Raw genomic sequence first — 17,099 nt, 5'->3', positions numbered from 1 at the left:
GGACCCGCGCCCGCGGGCAGGTCATCGACGGACCCGCACCCGCACCGCAGAGGAGAACCCCATGAGCCGCCCCCGCATCGTCGTCGTCGGTGGTGGCTTCGCCGGCTACCACGCCCTGCGCCGGCTGGAGCGCACCCTGCCCGCCGAAGCCGCGGAGCTGGTCCTGGTCAACCCCAGCGACTACCTGCTGTACAGCCCGCTGCTGCCCGACGTCAGCGCCGGCGTCGTCGAGCCCCGCCACATCGCGGTCAGCCTCCGCCAGCAGCTGCGCCGCACCCGGGTGGTGCTGGGCAGCGCCACCGACGTCGACCACCAGGCTAAGACCGTCACGGTCCGGACGACGGACGACGGCGGGGCCACCGAGGAGGTCGTGACCCTCTCCTACGACCGCCTCGTGCTGGTGCCGGGGTCGATCACCCGGCAGTTCGACATCCCTGGTGTGGCCGAGCGCGCGCACGGGGTGAAGACGCTGGTGGAGGCCCAGTTCCTGCGCGACCACCTGCTGCGCCAGCTCGACCGCGCCGACGCCCTGCCGGCCGGCCCCGAGCACGACGCCGAGCGCCGGGCGCGCATGACCGTCGTCGCGGTCGGTGCGGGGTACACCGGCACCGAGATCGTCGCCCAGCTGCAGTACTGGCTGGGCACCATCGCCGCGCGCTGGTCGACCGTGCGCCCGGAGGACATCTCCTGGGTGCTGGTCGACCTGGCGGAGAGCGTGCTGCCCGAGCTCGGTCCGGAGCTGGGGGAGCGGGCCCTGGGCGCGCTGCGCCGCCGCGGCATCGACGTCCGGCTCGGCGTGACCGTGAAGGAGGCGAGGGAGGGCGAGACGGAGCTGACCGACGGCTCGACGATCCCCAGCCGCACGCTGGTGTGGGGCGCCGGCGTCGCGGCCAGCCCGCTGGTGGAGACGCTGGACCTGCCCCTGCAGAAGGGCCGCCTCGTCGTCCGCCCGGACCTCTCGGTGCCCGGTGCCGACGGCGTGTTCGCCGGCGGCGACGCGGCCGCCGTGCCCGACCTCACCCAGGAGGGCGCCCCGCTGACCCCGCCCACCGCGCAGCACGCCCAGCGGCAGGGCACCGCGCTGGGCCGCAACGTCGCCGCCAGCCTGGGCTTCGGGACCGCGAAGGAGTACCGGCACCACGACCTCGGCCTGGTCGCCGACCTGGGCGGGCGCGATGCGATCGCCAAGCCCCTGGGCCTGAAGCTGCACGGCCCGCTGGCCAAGCTCGTCGCCCGTGGCTACCACCTCTACGCCCTGCCCTCGGTGGCCAACCGCGTGCGGGTGGGCACCGACTGGCTGCTGGCGGCGCTGCTGCCGGCCCAGTCGGTCGAGGTCACCCGGATCCGCCCCGACCAGGCCCTGGTCAGCACCGCCCAGCAGTCCGCGGCGCACCTGCGGGACTGAGGCCGCCGCCCGGCGGTCAGCCCGCCGTCGCCACCGGCCCCACGAGCAGCTCGCCGGCCCGGTCGGCCGGCAACGGACGGCCGAACCACCAGCCCTGGGCGTGGTCGCACCGCTCCTCCTGCAGCCGCCCCAGCTGGTGGACGTCCTCGACGCCCTCGGCGACCACGGTGAGGCCGAAGGTGTGCGCGGCCTTGATCATCAGGGCCACGAGCTGGTCGTGGCCGGGTTCGGTGGAGGCCACGAAGCTCCGGTCGATCTTCAGCGTGTCCACCGGCAGGCTGCGCAGCTGGCCGATCGAGGTGTAGCCGGTGCCGAAGTCGTCGATGGCGATCGAGACCCCTAGCCCGCGGAGGGCGGTCAGGTGCTCGGCGGCGACCGGGTCGTCCACCAGGACCGTCTCGGTGACCTCCAGGACCAGCCGGTCGGCGGGCAGCCCGGCGGCGGCCAGGGCGGCGGCGACGTCGTCGACGACCCGGCGGTCGGTGAGGTGCCGGCCGGACAGGTTGACCGCCACCGTCACGTGGTCGGCCGCCCCGCCGGCGGCGGCGCGCCAGGCGGCGAGCTGGCGGGTGGCGGTGCCGAGCACCCAGCGGTCCAGGTCGCAGATGAGGCGGGTGGACTCCGCGACCGGGATGAACTCGTCCGGGGGGACGAGCCCGAGCCCGGACCGGTTCCAGCGGACCAGCGCCTCGTAGCCGGCGATCGACGCCGATCCCACCTCGACCACGGGCTGGTAGTGCACCTCGAACTCGCCGGCCCCCAGCCCGGTGGCGATGGCCCGCTCCAGGGCGGCCTGGGCGAGCAGCTGGGCGCGGAGCGCGTCGTCGAAGACCTCTGCCCGCCCGCGGCCGTGCGCCTTGGCCCGGTAGGCCGCGGTGTCGGCCTCGGCGAGGAGCGCGTCGGCGTCCACCGCGGCGTCCCGGCTGACCCCGACGCCGATGCTGGCGCCGACTGTGATCCGGTGGCCCTGCGCGGTGATGGGCCGGGACACCGCCTCGATCAGCCGCCCGGCGAGCTCGACGAGGTCGGCCTCGAGCTCCACCGGCTCGACCAGGACGACGAACTCGTCGCCGCCGAGCCGGCAGACCACGTCCCCGCCGCGCAGCTGCCCGCGCAGTCGGCGGGCCACCTCGCGCAGCACCTCGTCCCCGCACGCGTGCCCGTAGCCGTCGTTGACGGCCTTGAACCCGTCGAGGTCGACGAACAGCAGACCCACCATGTCCCCGGACCGGCGCCCGCGGTTGAGCGCGGCGGCGGTCAGCGCCAGCGCCTGGGCCCGGTTGGGCAGGTCGGTGAGCGGGTCGTGCGCAGCCTGGTGGGCCAGCGCCGACTGCAGTTCCTCCCGCTGGCGGACCGAGCTCACGATCTGCTGGACCGAGGCGTGCACCACCGCGCCCAACGGGCCGGGCAGCGGCTCCTCCAGCAGCACGTTGGTCAGGTCGCCCTCGGCCACCGCCTGCGCCTGGTCCTGGATCCGGCGCAGGCTGCCGACCGCCGTCCCCAGCGCCGCACCGACCGTGCGCACCTCCCGCGGCCCCCGACCGCCGACCTCGACCAGCGCCCCCTCGCTCACCTGCGCGGCCTGCGCCGCCAGCCGGCCCAGCGAGCGCCCGATCGACCGGGCGAGCAGGACGGCGCCGAGCGCGGCCGCGGCGACCAGGGACCCGGCCAGCGCCAGGGTGGTCGTGGAGCGGTCGCTGGCGGCGTCGGCGTCCTGCGCGGCCAGCACCTGGGCGTGCGCGAAGGTCCCGCCGACCAGCTCCGCGGTGGCCACGTCCCGGGTCGTGCGCTGGGTGACCAGGGAGACCACCTGCAGCACGGTGGGCACCGCACCCGGCGCCGTGGCTGCGGGGTCGAGCGCGGCGTCCAGCCCCAGGACGACGGGGAGCACCGAGAACTCGCGCCACCGGGCGACGTTGACGGGGTCGGCCAGCTCGTCCAGCTGGGCGCGGGCCCCGGTGTAGGTCAGCCAGCCGGTCTCCCACCCCAACCGGGTGCCGATCGTCGAGCCGGCCTCCTGGTCGATGAGCGATCCCAGGTAGAGCGGCAGCTGGCGGCTCGCCGACTGCGCGTACTGCGCCACCAGCGCGGCGTCGGCGACGGCGGCGCGGGTGGGGGCGGGGGTGCCGTCGGCCAGGGCCGCGGCGGTCGACTGGCGCTCGGCGGCCCACAGCTGGTCGGACAGCTCGACGTAGTCGAGGAACAGGTCGTTCAGCCTCGTGGCGCGGGCGTCGGCGATCGCGCGCGCCTCCTCGAGGGCGCCGCGCGCGGACCGGGCGAGTTCCGGCCGGCGTGCGGCCAGGCCGGCGAACGCGGCGTCGGTGGCCTCGCGGTAGCTGGTCCGCAACCCGTCGATGAGCGGACGCTGCGCCTGCACCTGCGCCGAGGGGAGCCCGATCCCCTCGATGATGACCGGGTCGTCCATGGCCCACAGCAGCAGCGACCAGACGACCTCGTTCTCGGCGGTCCGCCGCGCCTGGTCCAGCAGGACCGTCTCCTGGACGGCGTCCGCGGCCCGGACCGCGCTGCGCGCCTCGGCGCGGCGGGTCTCGACGATGATCGAGCTCAGCGCGACCACGCCCACCAGCGGGACGCCGACCAGGGCGGTCAGGTACACCCACAACGGCACGCCGCGGTGGGGTGCGCGGGTGCGGTGCAGGAGGGTGTCGAGGGTCGGCACCGGACCTCCGGGGGACGTCGGACGGGCCCGCGCTGGGCGGCCCGCCCTCCCCATCGGGCAACGGAACCAGATCGTCCACCCCAGGAGGCGCTGACCCCTCCTTCCGGGTGAGGCCGCCGCTGCCACCCCGGGCACGACCGGCGCGACCTGCGTGGTCGTGCCCGGGGCGCCAGACTGGACGGGTGACCGACCTCCGCTTCTGGTTCGACCCGGTCTGCCCCTTCGCCTGGCTCACCAGCCGGTGGGTGGAGGAGGTGGCACGGCAACGCGAGTACACCGTCGAGTGGCGGTTCATCTCGCTGCGGCTGCTCAACGCGCACGTCGACTACGCCAGCCACTTCCCGCCGGAGTACGAGGCCGGCCACACCGCCGGCCTGCGCCTGCTGCGGGTGGCCGCCCGGGTCCGCGACGAGCACGGCACCGACGGCGTCGGCCGCTTCTACGCCGCGGTCGGCACGGAGATCCACGACGCCGAGCCGGTCGGTGGCACCCCCGGGCACGACCGTCGCGGCACTGCCGACTTCCTGGCACCGGTGCTGTCCGGGCTCGGGTTCGCGGGCGACCTCGCCGACGCGCTCGACGACGACACCCTGGACGCCGGCATCCAGGCCGAGACCGACGAGGCCCTGGCGCTGGCCGGCAAGGACGTCGGCACGCCGATCCTGCAGTTCGACCCGCCCGACGGGCTGGCGTTCTTCGGGCCGGTCATCAGCCGGCTGCCCGCGCCCGAGGACGCCGTCGCGCTCTGGGACCACGTCATCGGCCTGGCGTCGTTCCCGGGCTTCACCGAGCTGAAGCGGTCGCTGCGCGAGCGGCCGCAGCTGCGCAGCTTCGGCGTCGCCCCCGGTGAGGTGGGGCAGACCGAGGACTGGCACGGGGGCAGCCGCCGCCAGAAGCGCTGACCGCTCGGCGGGACCCCGGGGGCCGACCCCCGGGCTCACGACCGGGCGCGAGTGGTCAGCCCCGCGACCCGGTGCCCTGCTCGGCGATCTGCTTCAGGGCGGCCAGCGTGGCCGGGATGCCGGTGCGGGCGGCCTCCTGCCGGGTGCCGATCTCGTGCTGGGCGTCGGCGCCGTACTTCTCGGCCATGAACGCGAGGCCGGCGTCGGCGAACTCCCAGGACTCCGTCAGCCGGGTGCCGCCCTCGACCGCCTCGAGGTCGTACCGCCAGAACACCTTGCGGTCGTTGACGCTCCACGCGAACGCCCGCGGCCGGTCGGCCTCCTCCACCCGGGACCTGGTCTCCCAGGTGCGCTCGGGCGTCTCCTGCCGGCCGCCGAACACGTCACCGACCGCGCCCGTGGCGCCGGCCTCCCACCAGCACGCGCGGCACTGCGGGCTCCACTCGCCGGTGCGGGTGACGTCGGAGACCAGGTCGTACACCTCCTCGGGGGAGGCGGCGACGACGATGGAGTCCGACAGGCGCAGGCTGCTCACGCCCCGAGTGTGGCTGCCCGCACCCCGGCGGGCGAGGCCACCCTCCGCTGGACCGCCGCCGCGCCGCCGCTGGACCGCTGCCGGTCAGGCGACGGTGCGGTCGGCAGGTGCGTCGATGCGGACCGGGTCGGCTGCCGACCCGTGCAGGCCGCCGGTCTGGGCCACCTCGAAGTCGGGGCCCAGCTTCTCCAGCGCCAGCCGGCCGTAGACCTGCTGCTGGGTGGCCACCCGCTGGGCCCGGCCCTTGCCGAGGAAGGAGACGACCCAGCTGAAGGTGGTGGTGAGCCGGCTCTTGAAGCCCACGATGTAGACCAGGTGGACCAGCAGCCACATCGCCCAGGCCAGGAAGCCGGTGACCTTGATCTTGCCCAGGTCGGCGACGGCCTTGTAGCGGCTGATGGTGGCCATCGAGCCCTTGTCGAAGTACTCGAACTTCTCCTTGTGCTTGCGACCGGAGACCGTGGCGGCGATGCGGTCGGCGGCGAAGCGGCCACCCTGGATGGCCACCTGCGCGACGCCGGGCAACCGGTCCAGGCTCATCATGTCCCCGACGACGAACACCTCGGGGTGCCCGGGCAGCGTGAGGTCGGGCTGGACCTCCACCCGGCCGGCCCGGTCGACCTGCACGTCGCACTGCTGGGCCAGCAGCGCGCCCAGCGGGCTGGCCTGCACGCCGGCCGCCCAGATCTTGGTGGCCGCGGTGATCCGGCGGGTGCTGTCGCCCTCCTTGACGTCGAGACCGTTGGCGTCCAGGCCGGTGACCATGGCGCCGAGCTGGATCTCCACGCCGATGCCGCGCAGCTGCTCGGCGGCGTTCTTCTGCAGCTTCTCGGCGAAGGGGGGCAGCACGACCGGGGCGGCGTCGAGCAGGATCACCCGGGCCGACTTGGGGTCGATGTTGCGGAAGTTGTTCTTCAGCGTGCGGCGGGCCAGCTCGGCGATCTGGCCGGCCATCTCCACGCCGGTCGGGCCGGCGCCGACGACGACGAAGGTGAGCAGCCGGTCGATCTCGGCCGGGTCGGTGGCCGCCTCGGCCATCTCGAAGGCGCCCAGGATGCGGCCGCGCAGCTCGAGGGCGTCGTCGACGCTCTTCATGCCGGGGGCGAACTGGGAGAACTGGCTGTTGCCGAAGTAGGACTGCCCCGCACCCGCGGCCACGATCAGGTGGTCGTAGGCGTGCACGGTCTCGCGACCGAGCAGCCACGAGGTGACCGTCCTGTCGGCGAGGTCGATGTCGACGACCTCGCCCAGGATGACGGTGGCGTTCTTCTGCTTCTTGAGGATGTCGCGGGTCGGCGGGGCGATCTCGCCCTCGCTGATGATCCCGGTGGCCACCTGGTACAGCAGCGGCTGGAAGAGGTGGTGGCCGGTCTTGGCCACGAGGGTGACGTCGACGTCTGCCTTGCGCAGCCGCTGCGCGGCGAAGAGGCCACCGAAGCCGGAGCCGATGATGACCACGCGGGGACGGCGGGGGGCGGTCGGGGTCGTCGTCACAGCAGCAGCTCCGGATGTCGTCATGATGTCTCCATCGTCCCACGCCGGTCGCCGGCCGCGGCGCACTGCCCGCGCGCGTCGTCGCCGGTGCCGCCCAGCCTGCCCGCCCCGGCCGGGCCCCGCCACCGTGCAGCCGCCGACCCGGCCCGACCGGCCCGGCGGGGTCAGCCCGAGGTGGTCGCCGGGCGCTGCTGCTGGTGCCGCTTGACCGCGGGTCCCTGGGCGCGGTTGCGGCGCAGGAAGAAGACCAGCACCAGGACGCTGGTGAAGGCCGCCCACACGCACCAGATCGAGGCGAAGGCCTCGGCGAGGACGACGAGGGTCGCGGTGAGGCCCACGGCGTTGACGACGCCGAAGGCGATGATCGACCGGTAACCGGCCAGCAGCGCGGCGCCCACCGTCGCCAGCACGTAGCCGACCGCGGCGACGCCGAGCAGCGGGGCGTGCGCGGTGTAGGCGATGGAGTGGTGCACCTGCTCGTAGTCCACCGGGTGGGCGACCGTGGCCCAGAACAGGTACACCGACGTCACGACGCCGACCACGACGAAGGGCACCATGTGCAGCCGTCGGCGGCCCGGCGGCTCGATCAGCAGCAGGGCCGCCGGGACGAGGAAGGGCAGCAGCCCGTAGGCGAACAGCGCGTAGAGCCAGGCGGCGACGTCACCGACCCCGGTGGGCACGTGGCCCTCCAGGGCCAGCCACACCCAGCCCTCGGTGAACTGGTGCGCGGCGAACAGCATCGGCAGCGAGGCGAAGGGCACGTCCCGCCGGGTGCGCACCTGGGTCAGTGTGGCGACGCCGACCGGGGCGAGCACCCCGGCGGCGACGAAGTCGGCCGTGGCCGAGAAGCACACGGGGGCGGGCTACTTCGCCCGGCGGTCGCGCACGGCCTGGGTGAGCAGGCCCAGGCCGATGCCGAGCATCCACACGTCCTTGGAGACCGGCAGACCGTCCTGGGTGGGGGCGACGGACCTGCCGGGCTTGGTCAGCCCGGGGGTGCGCAGGTACAGCCCGAGCAGGCCGCCGGCGAACCCGGTGAGCGCCGCACCGGCCACGGCGGTGGGCACGAACGGGGTGAGCAGGGCGGCGCCGATGGCGATCTCGGCGGTGGACAGCGCCTTGGCGAACGATGCCGGGGAGGTCCTGCCCAGGAACGGGTAGGCGCCGGAGGCGAACCCGTGCAGGCCGGCGGCGGTGGCCTCGTCGGCGTTCCGCTTGCCCAGCCCGGAGTTCAGGATGAACGCCCCGGTGGCCAGGCGCGGCGCGATCTCGGCGGGGGTGATGGGCAGGCGCATGGGACCTCGTTCGTCGGTGCGGGTGGGGGAGGGTTCGATCCTCCCCCACGGCGGAGCGGTCCGCCCGGGGGCCGGTGCGGCCCCCGGGCAGACCGGTCAGCGACCGCTGCTGCGGCGCGGGCGGGCCGGCTGCTGACCCGCCCGGGCGGCGAGCTCGGCCCGGGTGCGCGCCGGGCCGGTGGAGCGGCCGGTGCCCGAGGTGGCGCGGGCACCGCCGCCGTGGGCGCCACCCGTGGTGCCTCCGCGGGAGCCACCGGTGCCGCCCCCGGCCCGGCCGGCGCCCCGGCGCCGTCCGCCCCCGGTGCCCTGGGGCTGCTCGACGACCGGCGCCGGCTCCACGTACGGGGCGGCCGGGCCGGTCAGCGCGGTGATCTCGCGGGCACCGGGCTTGATCGCCGACACCTCGGGGGTGATCCCGGCCTGGCGGGCCAGCAGGCGGACCTCGCCGGCCTGGTCGGGCGTGGCGATGGTGACCACGGTGCCCCCGGCCCCGGCGCGGGCGGTGCGGCCCGAGCGGTGCAGGTAGGCCTTGTGCTCGGCCGGCGGGTCGACGTGGACGACGATCGCGACGTCGTCGACGTGGATGCCGCGCGCGGCGATGTCGGTCGCGCACAGCACCCGGGTGGAGCCGGTGGTGAACGCCTCGAGGTTGCGCTCGCGGGCGTTCTGGCTGAGGTTGCCGTGCAGGTCGACGGCCGGAACACCGCCGGCCGTGAGCTGCTTGGCCAGCTTCTTCGCCTGGTGCTTGGTGCGCGTGAACAGCACGACCCGCTCCAGGCCCGACGCCAGCTCCTTCACCACCTGGGCCTTGTCGGCGGCGTCGACCCGGAAGACGTGGTGGGTCATGGTCGCGACGGGGGCGACGGCGGGGTCGACCGAGTGGGTCGTCGGCCGGTCCAGGTAGCGCTGCACGAGCACGTCGACGCCGTTGTCCAGGGTGGCCGAGAACAGCAGCCGCTGGCCCACCTTCGGCGTGCGGTCCATCAGGCGCTTGACGCCGGGCAGGAAGCCCAGGTCGGCCATGTGGTCGGCCTCGTCGAGGATCGTGATCTCGACGGCGGACAGGTCGCAGTGGCCCTGGCCGATGAGGTCCTCCAGCCGGCCGGGGCACGCGATGAGCACGTCGAGGCCGCCGGCCAGGGCCTGCACCTGCGGGTTCTGCCCGACGCCACCGAACACGACGGCGGTCTTCATGCCCACGGAGGTGGCGAGCGGGGTGACGACCGCCGCGACCTGGTTGGCCAGCTCACGGGTGGGCACGAGCACCAGCGACCGCGGCTTGCGCGGCTGGCGCCGGCTGTCGGAGGCGGCCAGCCGGGCGACCAGCGGCAGGGAGAACGCCAACGTCTTGCCCGACCCCGTCCGTCCCCGGCCGAGGACGTCCCTGCCGGCGAGGGTGTCGGGCAGCGTGGCGACCTGGATCGGGAACGGCGCGGTGATGCCGCTGGCCTCGAGCGTCTCGACCAGGGGCGCGGGGACGCCGAGCGCGGCGAACGTCGTGTCGGTCGCCAGCACGGTGGCCGGGGCCTGCGCGGGGACCACCGCCGGGCGGGGCGCCGGGGTCGCCGCGGGCGCGGGGGCGGACGCGGTCTGCGCCACGGCCTGCTCGACCGGCTGCCCGGCGGTCTGCTGCTCGGGGCGGGGGCCGTAGCCGCGGCCGCGGCCACCGCGGCGGCGGCGCCGTCCGGTGCCGGGTTCACCCGGGGTCTCGGGCCGCGGCGGCTCGTGCCGGGTGACCAGCGGCTGGGCGGGGGAGCCGGCGCCCGGGGCGCGGAAGGCCGGGGCCTGCCGGCTGCCGCCGGGCCCGGCCGGGCTGGTGGCCCGGCGGCGGGGGCGTGCGGGGGTGTTCGCGGGGTCGTGCTCGGTGCTCACGGGTGTCCTCACCAGGTCGGTGGCCACCGTTCATCGCCAGGGCGGGGCCCGGGGAGGGCCGCACCGTCCGGTCGGACGTCGGGTCGCCGGCGCGCCTCTCTGGCGCTGCCACTGCGCCGACGTCGGGTCCACCCGCTCCGGACGAGCGGGGGGCGGCGCCGGTGATCACCACTGTGCCACGCCGGGGGTCCAAGGACGGCGACCGGAGGGGAGTTGGTCGTCACACCGCGCGGCGATGTTCCCGCGATGTTCCCGCGAGCGGTCGGTGGGGTAGGGCGAACCTCCGTGACTGCCGCGTGACCGCCACCGACCGGCGCCCCGCCGCCGACGACACCTACGAGCCCGACCCCCGCCGCTGGCGCGCGCTGTCGGTCACCCTGGTCGCGGGGTTCATGACCCTGCTCGACGTCAGCATCGTGTCGGTCGCGCTGCCCTCCATGCGCGAGGCGCTGGGCACCACCCCGGCCGGGGTGCAGTGGGTGGTGTCGGGCTACGCGCTGACCTTCGGCCTCGTCCTGGTGCCCGCGGGCCGGCTCGGCGACGCGTTCGGCCGCCGCCGCATCTTCCTGGTCGCCCTCGCCGGTTTCGTGCTGGCCAGCGCCGCGGCGGGGGCCGCACCGAACATCGAGTCGCTGGTGGCGGCCCGCCTGGTGCAGGGCGTGGCCGCGGGCTTCCTGGCCCCGCAGAACTCGGCGCTGATCCAGCAGCTGTTCCGCGGCGCCGAGCGGGGCAAGGCGTTCGGGCTCTTCGGTGCCACGGTGGGCCTCTCGACCGCCACGGGGCCGGTGGTCGGCGGGCTGCTCATCGGGCTGTTCGGCGAGGACCTCGGCTGGCGGGCCATCTTCTTCGTCAACGTGCCGATCGGCGTGGTCGCCCTGCTGCTGGCCGCCCGGCTGCTGCCGAAGGGGCGGCCCTCGGGCACCAGCACGGACATCGACGTCGTGGGCACGCTGCTGCTGGGCGTGGGTGCCGTGCTCGTGCTGCTGCCGCTGGTGCAGGCCGAGGCCGGTGGACTGAACCGGTTGTGGTTCCTGTTCCTGCTCGGGGCTGCGGCGCTGGCCGCCTTCGTGGTGTGGGAGCGCCGGGTGGTCGCCCGGGGCAGGGAGCCGGTGTTCGACGTCCGGCTGCTCACCCGGACCCGAGGCTACGGCGCCGGCGTCGCGGTCGGCACCGTCTACTTCATCGGCTTCAGCGGGATCTGGCTGGTGTTCGCGCTGTACTTCCAGACCGGGCTGGGCTGGACGGCGCTGCACTCGGGGTTGTCGGTCATGCCCTTCGCCGTCGGCGCGGCCGGCTCGGCGGCGGTGGCGGGCCGGCTGGTCAGCCGGTTCGGCCGGCTGCTGACCGTGGTCGGGCTGTCGGTGGTGTCCACCGGACTGCTGCTGACCGCCTTCCTGGTCGCCACCCTCGACCCCGGCACGCTCACCTGGGCGGTGCTGCCGGCGCTGTTCGTCGCCGGCCTGGGCGGCGGGTTCGTGATCAGCCCGAACATCACGTTGACCCTCCGCGACGTCCCGGTGCGGATGGCGGGCGCGGCCGGCGGGGGCCTGCAGACCTCCCAGCGCTTCGGCGCCGCGCTGGGGTCGGCCGTCCTGCCCGGGTTGTTCTACGTCGTCCTCGGCGCCACCGAGGAGGACTACCCCACCGCCGCGGGGGTCGCGATCGGCGTGGCGGTGCTCGGGGCGGTGGGCGCGCTGGTCATCGCCGTCCCCGACTGGTTGCGCGACCGCCGTAACGACCGCGGTGACGACCCGGACGACCGGGAACCCGCCGGGCACCACGGGCACGCGGCGCTGGACTGAGGGTCCCCGGCCCGGCCGGGGCGCTGGACCGGCAGCGAGGTCAGCGACGCCCGCCGCGGCGGGCGTCCCGGCGGGCGCCCCGGCGGCGGGAGTCGATGAACTCCCCGCCCTTGCACAGCGCGCGGGACAGCGTCGTCGGGCCGGTGCGGCGCTCCAAGGAGCTGCCCACCCGCTGCAGCAGCTTGGCCAGCAGCGGGGCGCCCACGCTCAGCAGCAACCACATGCGCAGGCGACGGGTGAGGAACAGCCACACGGAGAGCCTCCAGGGAGTCGGGGAGTGCCCACTCTGCCGGTGACCGGGCCACCCCGCTCGCCGACGCTCACCAGGGCACGGGACCGTCGTCGTCCGCCCGGGGCGTCAGGCCGGGACGGCGGTGCGTGCGCCCAGCTCGGCCCGGATGAGCTCCGCGGCGCGCTCGGCGATCATGATCGTCGGCGCGTTGGTGTTGCCGCGGACCAGCGTCGGCATCACCGAGGCGTCGACCACCCGCAGGCCCTCGATGCCGCGCACGTGCAGCCGCGGGTCGACGACCGCGGTGTCGTCGGTGCCCATCCGGCAGGAGGACACCGGGTGGTACAGCGACTCCATGGTGTCGCGCACCGCCTGGCGCAGGCCCGCCCGGGTCGACACCGTGCCACCCGGGGACCACTCCGCACCCAGCACGCCGGCCAGCGGGCCCACCGCGGCGATGTCCCGGGCCATCTCGACCCCGGTGACCAGCGCCTCCAGGTCACGGTCGTCGGTGAGGTAGCCGGCGTCGATGGCCGGCGCCCAGGTCGGGTCGGTCGAGCGCAGCCGCACCGACCCGCGGGACTCCACCCGCACCAGGACCGCGCAGGCGGTGAACGCGTCGACGTCGGGGTCGACCCGCGCCTGCTGCCAGTACTTCACCGGCAGGAAGTGGAACTGCAGGTCCGGCTCGGCCAGCGCGTCGTCGGACCGGGTGAACAGCCCGGCCTCGGCCAGGTTGGACGTCAGGGGTCCGCGCCGGGCGCCGAACCACTGCGCGTAGCCCGCCGGGGACTCCCCGCGGAACAGCGACCTGCCGCTGCGGACGTCGAAGATGGTGGGCACCAGCGGGTGGTCCTGCAGGCCCTCGCCGACGCCCGGGAGGTCGTGGGCGACGTCGACGCCCACCGAGCGCAGGTGGTCGGCCGGTCCGATGCCCGACAGCTGCAGCAGCTGCGGGGTGCCGATGGCGCCGGCGCTGAGCACCACCTGGTCGGCGTGCACCTGCTGCAGCCTGCCGTCGGCGAGGTACTCGATGCCGGTGGCGCGGTCGCCGTCCAGCAGGACCCGGGTGACGTGCGAGCCGGTGCGCACGGCCAGGTTGGGCCGGCCGGCGGCGGGGTGCAGGTAGGCGTCGGCGGCCGACCAGCGGCGGCCGCGGCGCTGGGTGACCTGGTACATCCCGACGCCCTCCTGCCGGGCACCGTTGAAGTCGGGGTTGCGCGGGTGACCGGCCGCGACGGCGGACTCCACGACCGCGCGGGTCCACGGGTGCGGGGAGCGCAGGTCCTCCACGCGCAGCGGGCCGCCGGTGCCGTGGTAGGCGTCGGCGCCGCGGGCGTTGTCCTCCATCCGACGGAACAGCGGCAGCACCGACTCGTAGGACCAGCCGGGGTCGCCGGTCAGCTGCGCCCACTCGTCGTAGTCGGCGGCAGCCCCGCGGATGTAGATCATCGCGTTGTTGGAGCTGCAGCCGCCGAGCATCTTGCCGCGCGGCCAGAACACCCGACGGTCGGCGGCGGCCGGCTGCGGCTCGGTGGCGTAGTTCCAGTCGCGGCGGGTGCGGAAGGTCTTGTAGAGCGCCGCCGGGATCTGGACCTCGAGCACCTTGTCCGAGCCGCCGGCCTCCAGCAGCAGCACCCGCAGCGACGGGTCCTCGGTCAGCCGCCCGGCCAGTGCGCACCCGGCCGAGCCGGCCCCCACGACGACGACGTCGAAGGCGTCGGCGCCGCTCACCGGTGACGTCCGTGCACCAGGCCCATGACGCGGGCGAGGGCGTCGGCTGCCTTCTCGGGCCGGGCGAAGCTCATCAGCGGCACCGGCAGGGCGAAGCGCTGGCGGGTGATCGCCTTGGCGCGGGTGAACTCGCGCAGGCCGTCCTCCCCGTGGATGCGGCCGAAGCCGCTGTCACCCACCCCGCCGAACGGGAGCGAGGGCACGCTGGCGAAGGTGATCACCGAGTTGATGCTGGTCATGCCGCTGCGCATGCGCCGGGCGAGGTCCATGCCGCGCCTCGCCGAGCCGGTGAACACCGAGCCGCCCAGGCCCAGCGACGTCCCGTTGGCGAGCTCGAGGGCCTGCTCGGCGTCGTCGACCCGCGTGATGGTGATGGTCGGCCCGAAGGTCTCCTCCTGCACCGCCGCGGAGGTCTCGGGGACGTCGAGCAGCACGGTCGGGGCGACGTAGCCGTCGGTGAGGGTGCCGCCGGTGGCGGCCCGGCCGCCGTCGGCGGTGGCGGCGTCGAGGTGCCGGCGGACGACGTCGGCCTGCGACGGCATCGTCATCGGACCGTAGGCGGCTGCCTCGTCCGAGCCCGGCCGCAGCGCGCTGACCTTCGCGGTGACCGCGGCGACGAAGGCGTCGTGCACGGCGGTCGTGGCGTACACGCGCTCGATGCCGATGCAGGTCTGCCCGCCGTTGCTCATGGCGCCCCACACCGCGGCGTCGGCGGCGGCGGCCACGTCGGCGTCGTCGTCGACGATCATCGCGTCCTTGCCGCCGCACTCCATGAGCACGGGGGTGAGGGTCTCGGCGCAGGTGGCCATGACCTTCTTGCCGGTCGCGGTGGACCCGGTGAAGGCGACCTTGCCGACGCCGGCGCGGCAGAGCGCGGCGCCGGTCTCGCCCAGGCCGGTCACGACCTGCAGGGCGTCGGGCAGGTCGGGGACGGCGGCCGCCCACGCCTCGGCCAGCCACATGCCCACGGCGGGGGTGAACTCGCTGGGCTTGAACACCACGGCGTTGCCGGCGGCCAGCGCGTACGCGATGGAGCCCATGGGGGTGAACACGGGGTAGTTCCACGGGCCGATCACGCCGACCACGCCGAGGGGCTGGTACTCCAGCACCGCCTGGTGGTTGGCCGCGAGCAGGCCCGGGGCGACGGAGCGGGGGCCGAGGGTCTTCTTCGCGTGGGCGCCGGCCCAGGCCAGGTGGTCGACGGCGAGGGTGATCTCCAGCAGCGCGTCGGCGTGCGGCTTGCCGTTCTCCCGGTGCACCAGGTCGGCCAGCTCGTGCATCCGCCGGGCGAGGTAGCCGCGGTAGGCGGCCAGCCGGGTGCGCCGACCGGAGAACCCGAGTGCGCCCCAGGCCTGCGCGGCCTCGCGGGCACGGGCCACCGCGGCGGCGACGTCGTCGGCGGTGTGCACGGGCAGCTCGGCGACGAGCGAGCCGTTGGCCGGGTCGGTGGAGTGGAAGGTGTCGGCGGGGGCGACGGTGCCCCGGTCCTCGACGAGAGACATGGCGCGGATCCTACCCGCCGGTAACGGTTGTCTGTAACCGGAGTTGACACGCACACCGCCGTCGATGATCACGGACTCCAGGACACCCGTGGACGGCGTGTCCCGCGCACGAGTCCGTGATCATCGGGAGGGGGGTGCTCAGGACCAGCGCGGCGAGCTGTCACCCGCTCCTGCGCGCCTCCCGCTGCGCCTTGCGGGCCTGGGCCGCCTCCCAGCGGGCCCGGTCCTTCGCCCGCTTGTCGGCGTTGGCCTCGTACTTGGCCTGGCGGCGGCGTGCCCGGGCCAGCTCGCGCTCCTCGAACGTCGTGCCCTCGCCCCAGTGGCTGGCCAGGTGGGCGACCACGACGAGCACGCCGCCGAACAGCAGCACGGCCGACCCGAGGATGGGGCCGACCAGGAACGCCGCTGCCGTCAGCAGCACCCAGACCCCGGCCCCGATCAGTACCCGCTTGTCCACGCCCCGAGTATCCGCGCGGCTGCGGGTGGTGCCCCGGTGGGCCACGATCAAGGGATGAGCACCCCATCCCCGGACGGCCCGCCCTTCCGCGCCGACCACGTCGGCAGCCTGCTGCGCCCGGAGTTCCTGCTCACCGCCCGCGAGCGCTTCGCCGCCGGCGAGCTCGACGCCGACGGCCTCCGCGCGGTGGAGGACGAGGCGGTCGACGAGGTCGTGCGGATGCAGGCCGACGTCGGGTTGGCCACCGCCACCGACGGCGAGTTCCGCCGGGCCTCGTGGCACATGGACTTCATCTACGCGATCCAGGGCATCGAGAAGGTCGCCGAGAACATCACCGTCCACTTCCGCAACGCCGACGGCTCCCTCGACTACACCCCGGCCGGCCTGCGCGTCACCGGGCCGCTGTCGATCGACGAGCCCGTCTTCGCCGACGACTTCGCCCACCTGCAGGGCGCGGTGCAACCGGGCCAGACCGCGAAGCTGACCATCCCGTCGCCGTCGATGGTCCACTACCGGGGCGGGGCGGCGGCCATCGACCCGGCGGTCTACCCCGACGAGGACGCGTTCTGGGACGCCCTCAGCGCGGCCTACCGCCAGCAGGTCCAGGGCATCGCCGTGCAGGGGTGCCGGTACCTGCAGCTCGACGACACCTCGCTGGCCTACCTCAACGACCCGGCCCAGCGGGCGCAGCTGGCCGCCCAGGGCCGTGACGCCGAGCACCAGCACGAGCGCTACATCCGCCAGATCAACGCCGCGCTCGCCGGCCGGCCCGAGGGGCTCACCGTCACCACCCACATGTGCCGGGGCAACTTCCGGTCGTCGTGGGCGGCCGAGGGCGGGTACGACTTCGTCGCCGAGGCCCTGTTCGGCTCCCTGGAGGTCGACGGGTTCTTCCTGGAGTTCGACGACGCCCGGTCCGGTGGCTTCGAGCCGTTGCGGTTAGTCCCGCCGGGCAAGCGCGTCGTCCTCGGGTTGGTGACCACCAAGCGCCCCGAGCTCGAGAGCGCCGACGACCTCAAGCGCCGCATCGACGAGGCCGCGCAGTACGTGCCGCTGGAGCAGCTCGCGCTCTCCCCGCAGTGCGGGTTCTCCTCGACCGTGGAGGGCAACGCGCTGACCCGCGACGAGCAGGTCCGCAAGCTCGAGCTCGTCGTGGAGACCGCCGCCGACGTCTGGGGGTGAGGATGCG

General features: G+C 75.0%; 14 protein-coding genes. 4 read left to right on the top strand and 10 right to left on the bottom strand.

Annotated elements, in window-relative coordinates; all coding sequences use genetic code 11:
• The first annotated feature begins 61 nt into the window (after positions 1-61).
• Complete coding sequence (locus tag TEK04_RS12925) at positions 62-1,405, top strand: NAD(P)/FAD-dependent oxidoreductase (RefSeq protein WP_336404757.1); 1,344 nt, start codon at positions 62-64, stop codon at positions 1,403-1,405.
• Between the two features lie 16 nt (positions 1,406-1,421).
• Here TEK04_RS12925 and TEK04_RS12920 read toward each other — a convergent pair whose 3' ends face one another.
• Entirely contained in the window at positions 1,422-4,085 is a 2,664-nt protein-coding gene (locus TEK04_RS12920) for a putative bifunctional diguanylate cyclase/phosphodiesterase (protein WP_336404756.1), read from the bottom strand.
• A 182-nt stretch (positions 4,086-4,267) separates the two neighbouring features.
• On the opposite strand from TEK04_RS12920, the gene TEK04_RS12915 reads away from it, so the two are divergent.
• Complete coding sequence (locus TEK04_RS12915; protein WP_336404755.1) at positions 4,268-4,987, top strand: mycothiol-dependent nitroreductase Rv2466c family protein; 720 nt, start codon at positions 4,268-4,270, stop codon at positions 4,985-4,987.
• Positions 4,988-5,042: 55 nt separating this feature from the next.
• Here the strand turns inward: TEK04_RS12915 and TEK04_RS12910 are convergent, their stop codons facing one another.
• The 5 genes from TEK04_RS12910 to TEK04_RS12890 form a co-directional block, all read right to left on the bottom strand.
• Positions 5,043-5,522, bottom strand: a complete 480-nt coding sequence (locus TEK04_RS12910; protein WP_336404754.1) for an SRPBCC family protein — start codon at positions 5,520-5,522, stop codon at positions 5,043-5,045.
• 84 nt (positions 5,523-5,606) lie between these two features.
• The gene (locus TEK04_RS12905; RefSeq protein ID WP_336404753.1) at positions 5,607-7,016 is read right to left on the bottom strand and encodes an NAD(P)/FAD-dependent oxidoreductase; all 1,410 of its coding nucleotides are present in this window, start codon (positions 7,014-7,016) and stop codon (positions 5,607-5,609) included.
• A 164-nt stretch (positions 7,017-7,180) separates the two neighbouring features.
• Positions 7,181-7,870, bottom strand: coding sequence for a DUF6629 family protein (locus TEK04_RS12900; protein ID WP_336404752.1), 690 nt, complete (start codon positions 7,868-7,870; stop codon positions 7,181-7,183).
• Between the two features lie 9 nt (positions 7,871-7,879).
• Positions 7,880-8,311: a hypothetical protein gene (locus tag TEK04_RS12895; protein WP_336404751.1), complete on the bottom strand. Its 432-nt coding sequence runs from the start codon at positions 8,309-8,311 to the stop codon at positions 7,880-7,882.
• 96 nt (positions 8,312-8,407) lie between these two features.
• Positions 8,408-10,183, bottom strand: a complete 1,776-nt coding sequence (locus tag TEK04_RS12890) for a DEAD/DEAH box helicase (RefSeq protein WP_336404750.1) — start codon at positions 10,181-10,183, stop codon at positions 8,408-8,410.
• A gap of 296 nt (positions 10,184-10,479) precedes the next feature.
• On the opposite strand from TEK04_RS12890, the gene TEK04_RS12885 reads away from it, so the two are divergent.
• Positions 10,480-11,985 (top strand): MFS transporter, encoded by a 1,506-nt coding sequence (locus tag TEK04_RS12885; RefSeq protein ID WP_336404749.1) that lies wholly within the window; start codon positions 10,480-10,482, stop codon positions 11,983-11,985.
• A 40-nt stretch (positions 11,986-12,025) separates the two neighbouring features.
• Here the strand turns inward: TEK04_RS12885 and TEK04_RS12880 are convergent, their stop codons facing one another.
• From TEK04_RS12880 to TEK04_RS12865, 4 genes are all read right to left on the bottom strand, one after another.
• Complete coding sequence (locus tag TEK04_RS12880; protein WP_336404748.1) at positions 12,026-12,238, bottom strand: hypothetical protein; 213 nt, start codon at positions 12,236-12,238, stop codon at positions 12,026-12,028.
• Positions 12,239-12,343: 105 nt separating this feature from the next.
• Positions 12,344-13,951: a GMC family oxidoreductase gene (locus TEK04_RS12875; RefSeq protein WP_336404747.1), complete on the bottom strand. Its 1,608-nt coding sequence runs from the start codon at positions 13,949-13,951 to the stop codon at positions 12,344-12,346.
• Positions 13,948-15,453 (bottom strand): aldehyde dehydrogenase family protein, encoded by a 1,506-nt coding sequence (locus tag TEK04_RS12870; protein WP_336404746.1) that lies wholly within the window; start codon positions 15,451-15,453, stop codon positions 13,948-13,950. The genes TEK04_RS12875 and TEK04_RS12870 overlap by 4 nt, the downstream gene beginning before the upstream one ends.
• A gap of 160 nt (positions 15,454-15,613) precedes the next feature.
• Positions 15,614-15,910 carry a hypothetical protein gene (locus tag TEK04_RS12865; protein WP_336404745.1) on the bottom strand — a complete coding sequence of 99 codons (297 nt, stop codon included), beginning with the start codon at positions 15,908-15,910 and terminating at the stop codon, positions 15,614-15,616.
• A gap of 54 nt (positions 15,911-15,964) precedes the next feature.
• Between TEK04_RS12865 and TEK04_RS12860 the strand changes: the two genes are divergently transcribed.
• Complete coding sequence (locus tag TEK04_RS12860; protein ID WP_336404744.1) at positions 15,965-17,092, top strand: 5-methyltetrahydropteroyltriglutamate--homocysteine S-methyltransferase; 1,128 nt, start codon at positions 15,965-15,967, stop codon at positions 17,090-17,092.
• The last annotated feature ends 7 nt before the right edge of the window (positions 17,093-17,099 follow it).

Source organism: Klenkia sesuvii, from assembly GCF_037083825.1.
Taxonomy (GTDB): domain Bacteria; phylum Actinomycetota; class Actinomycetes; order Mycobacteriales; family Geodermatophilaceae; genus Klenkia; species Klenkia sesuvii.
Note: the sequence above shows the minus strand (reverse complement) of the source record. Positions and strands in the feature narration are given on the sequence as shown.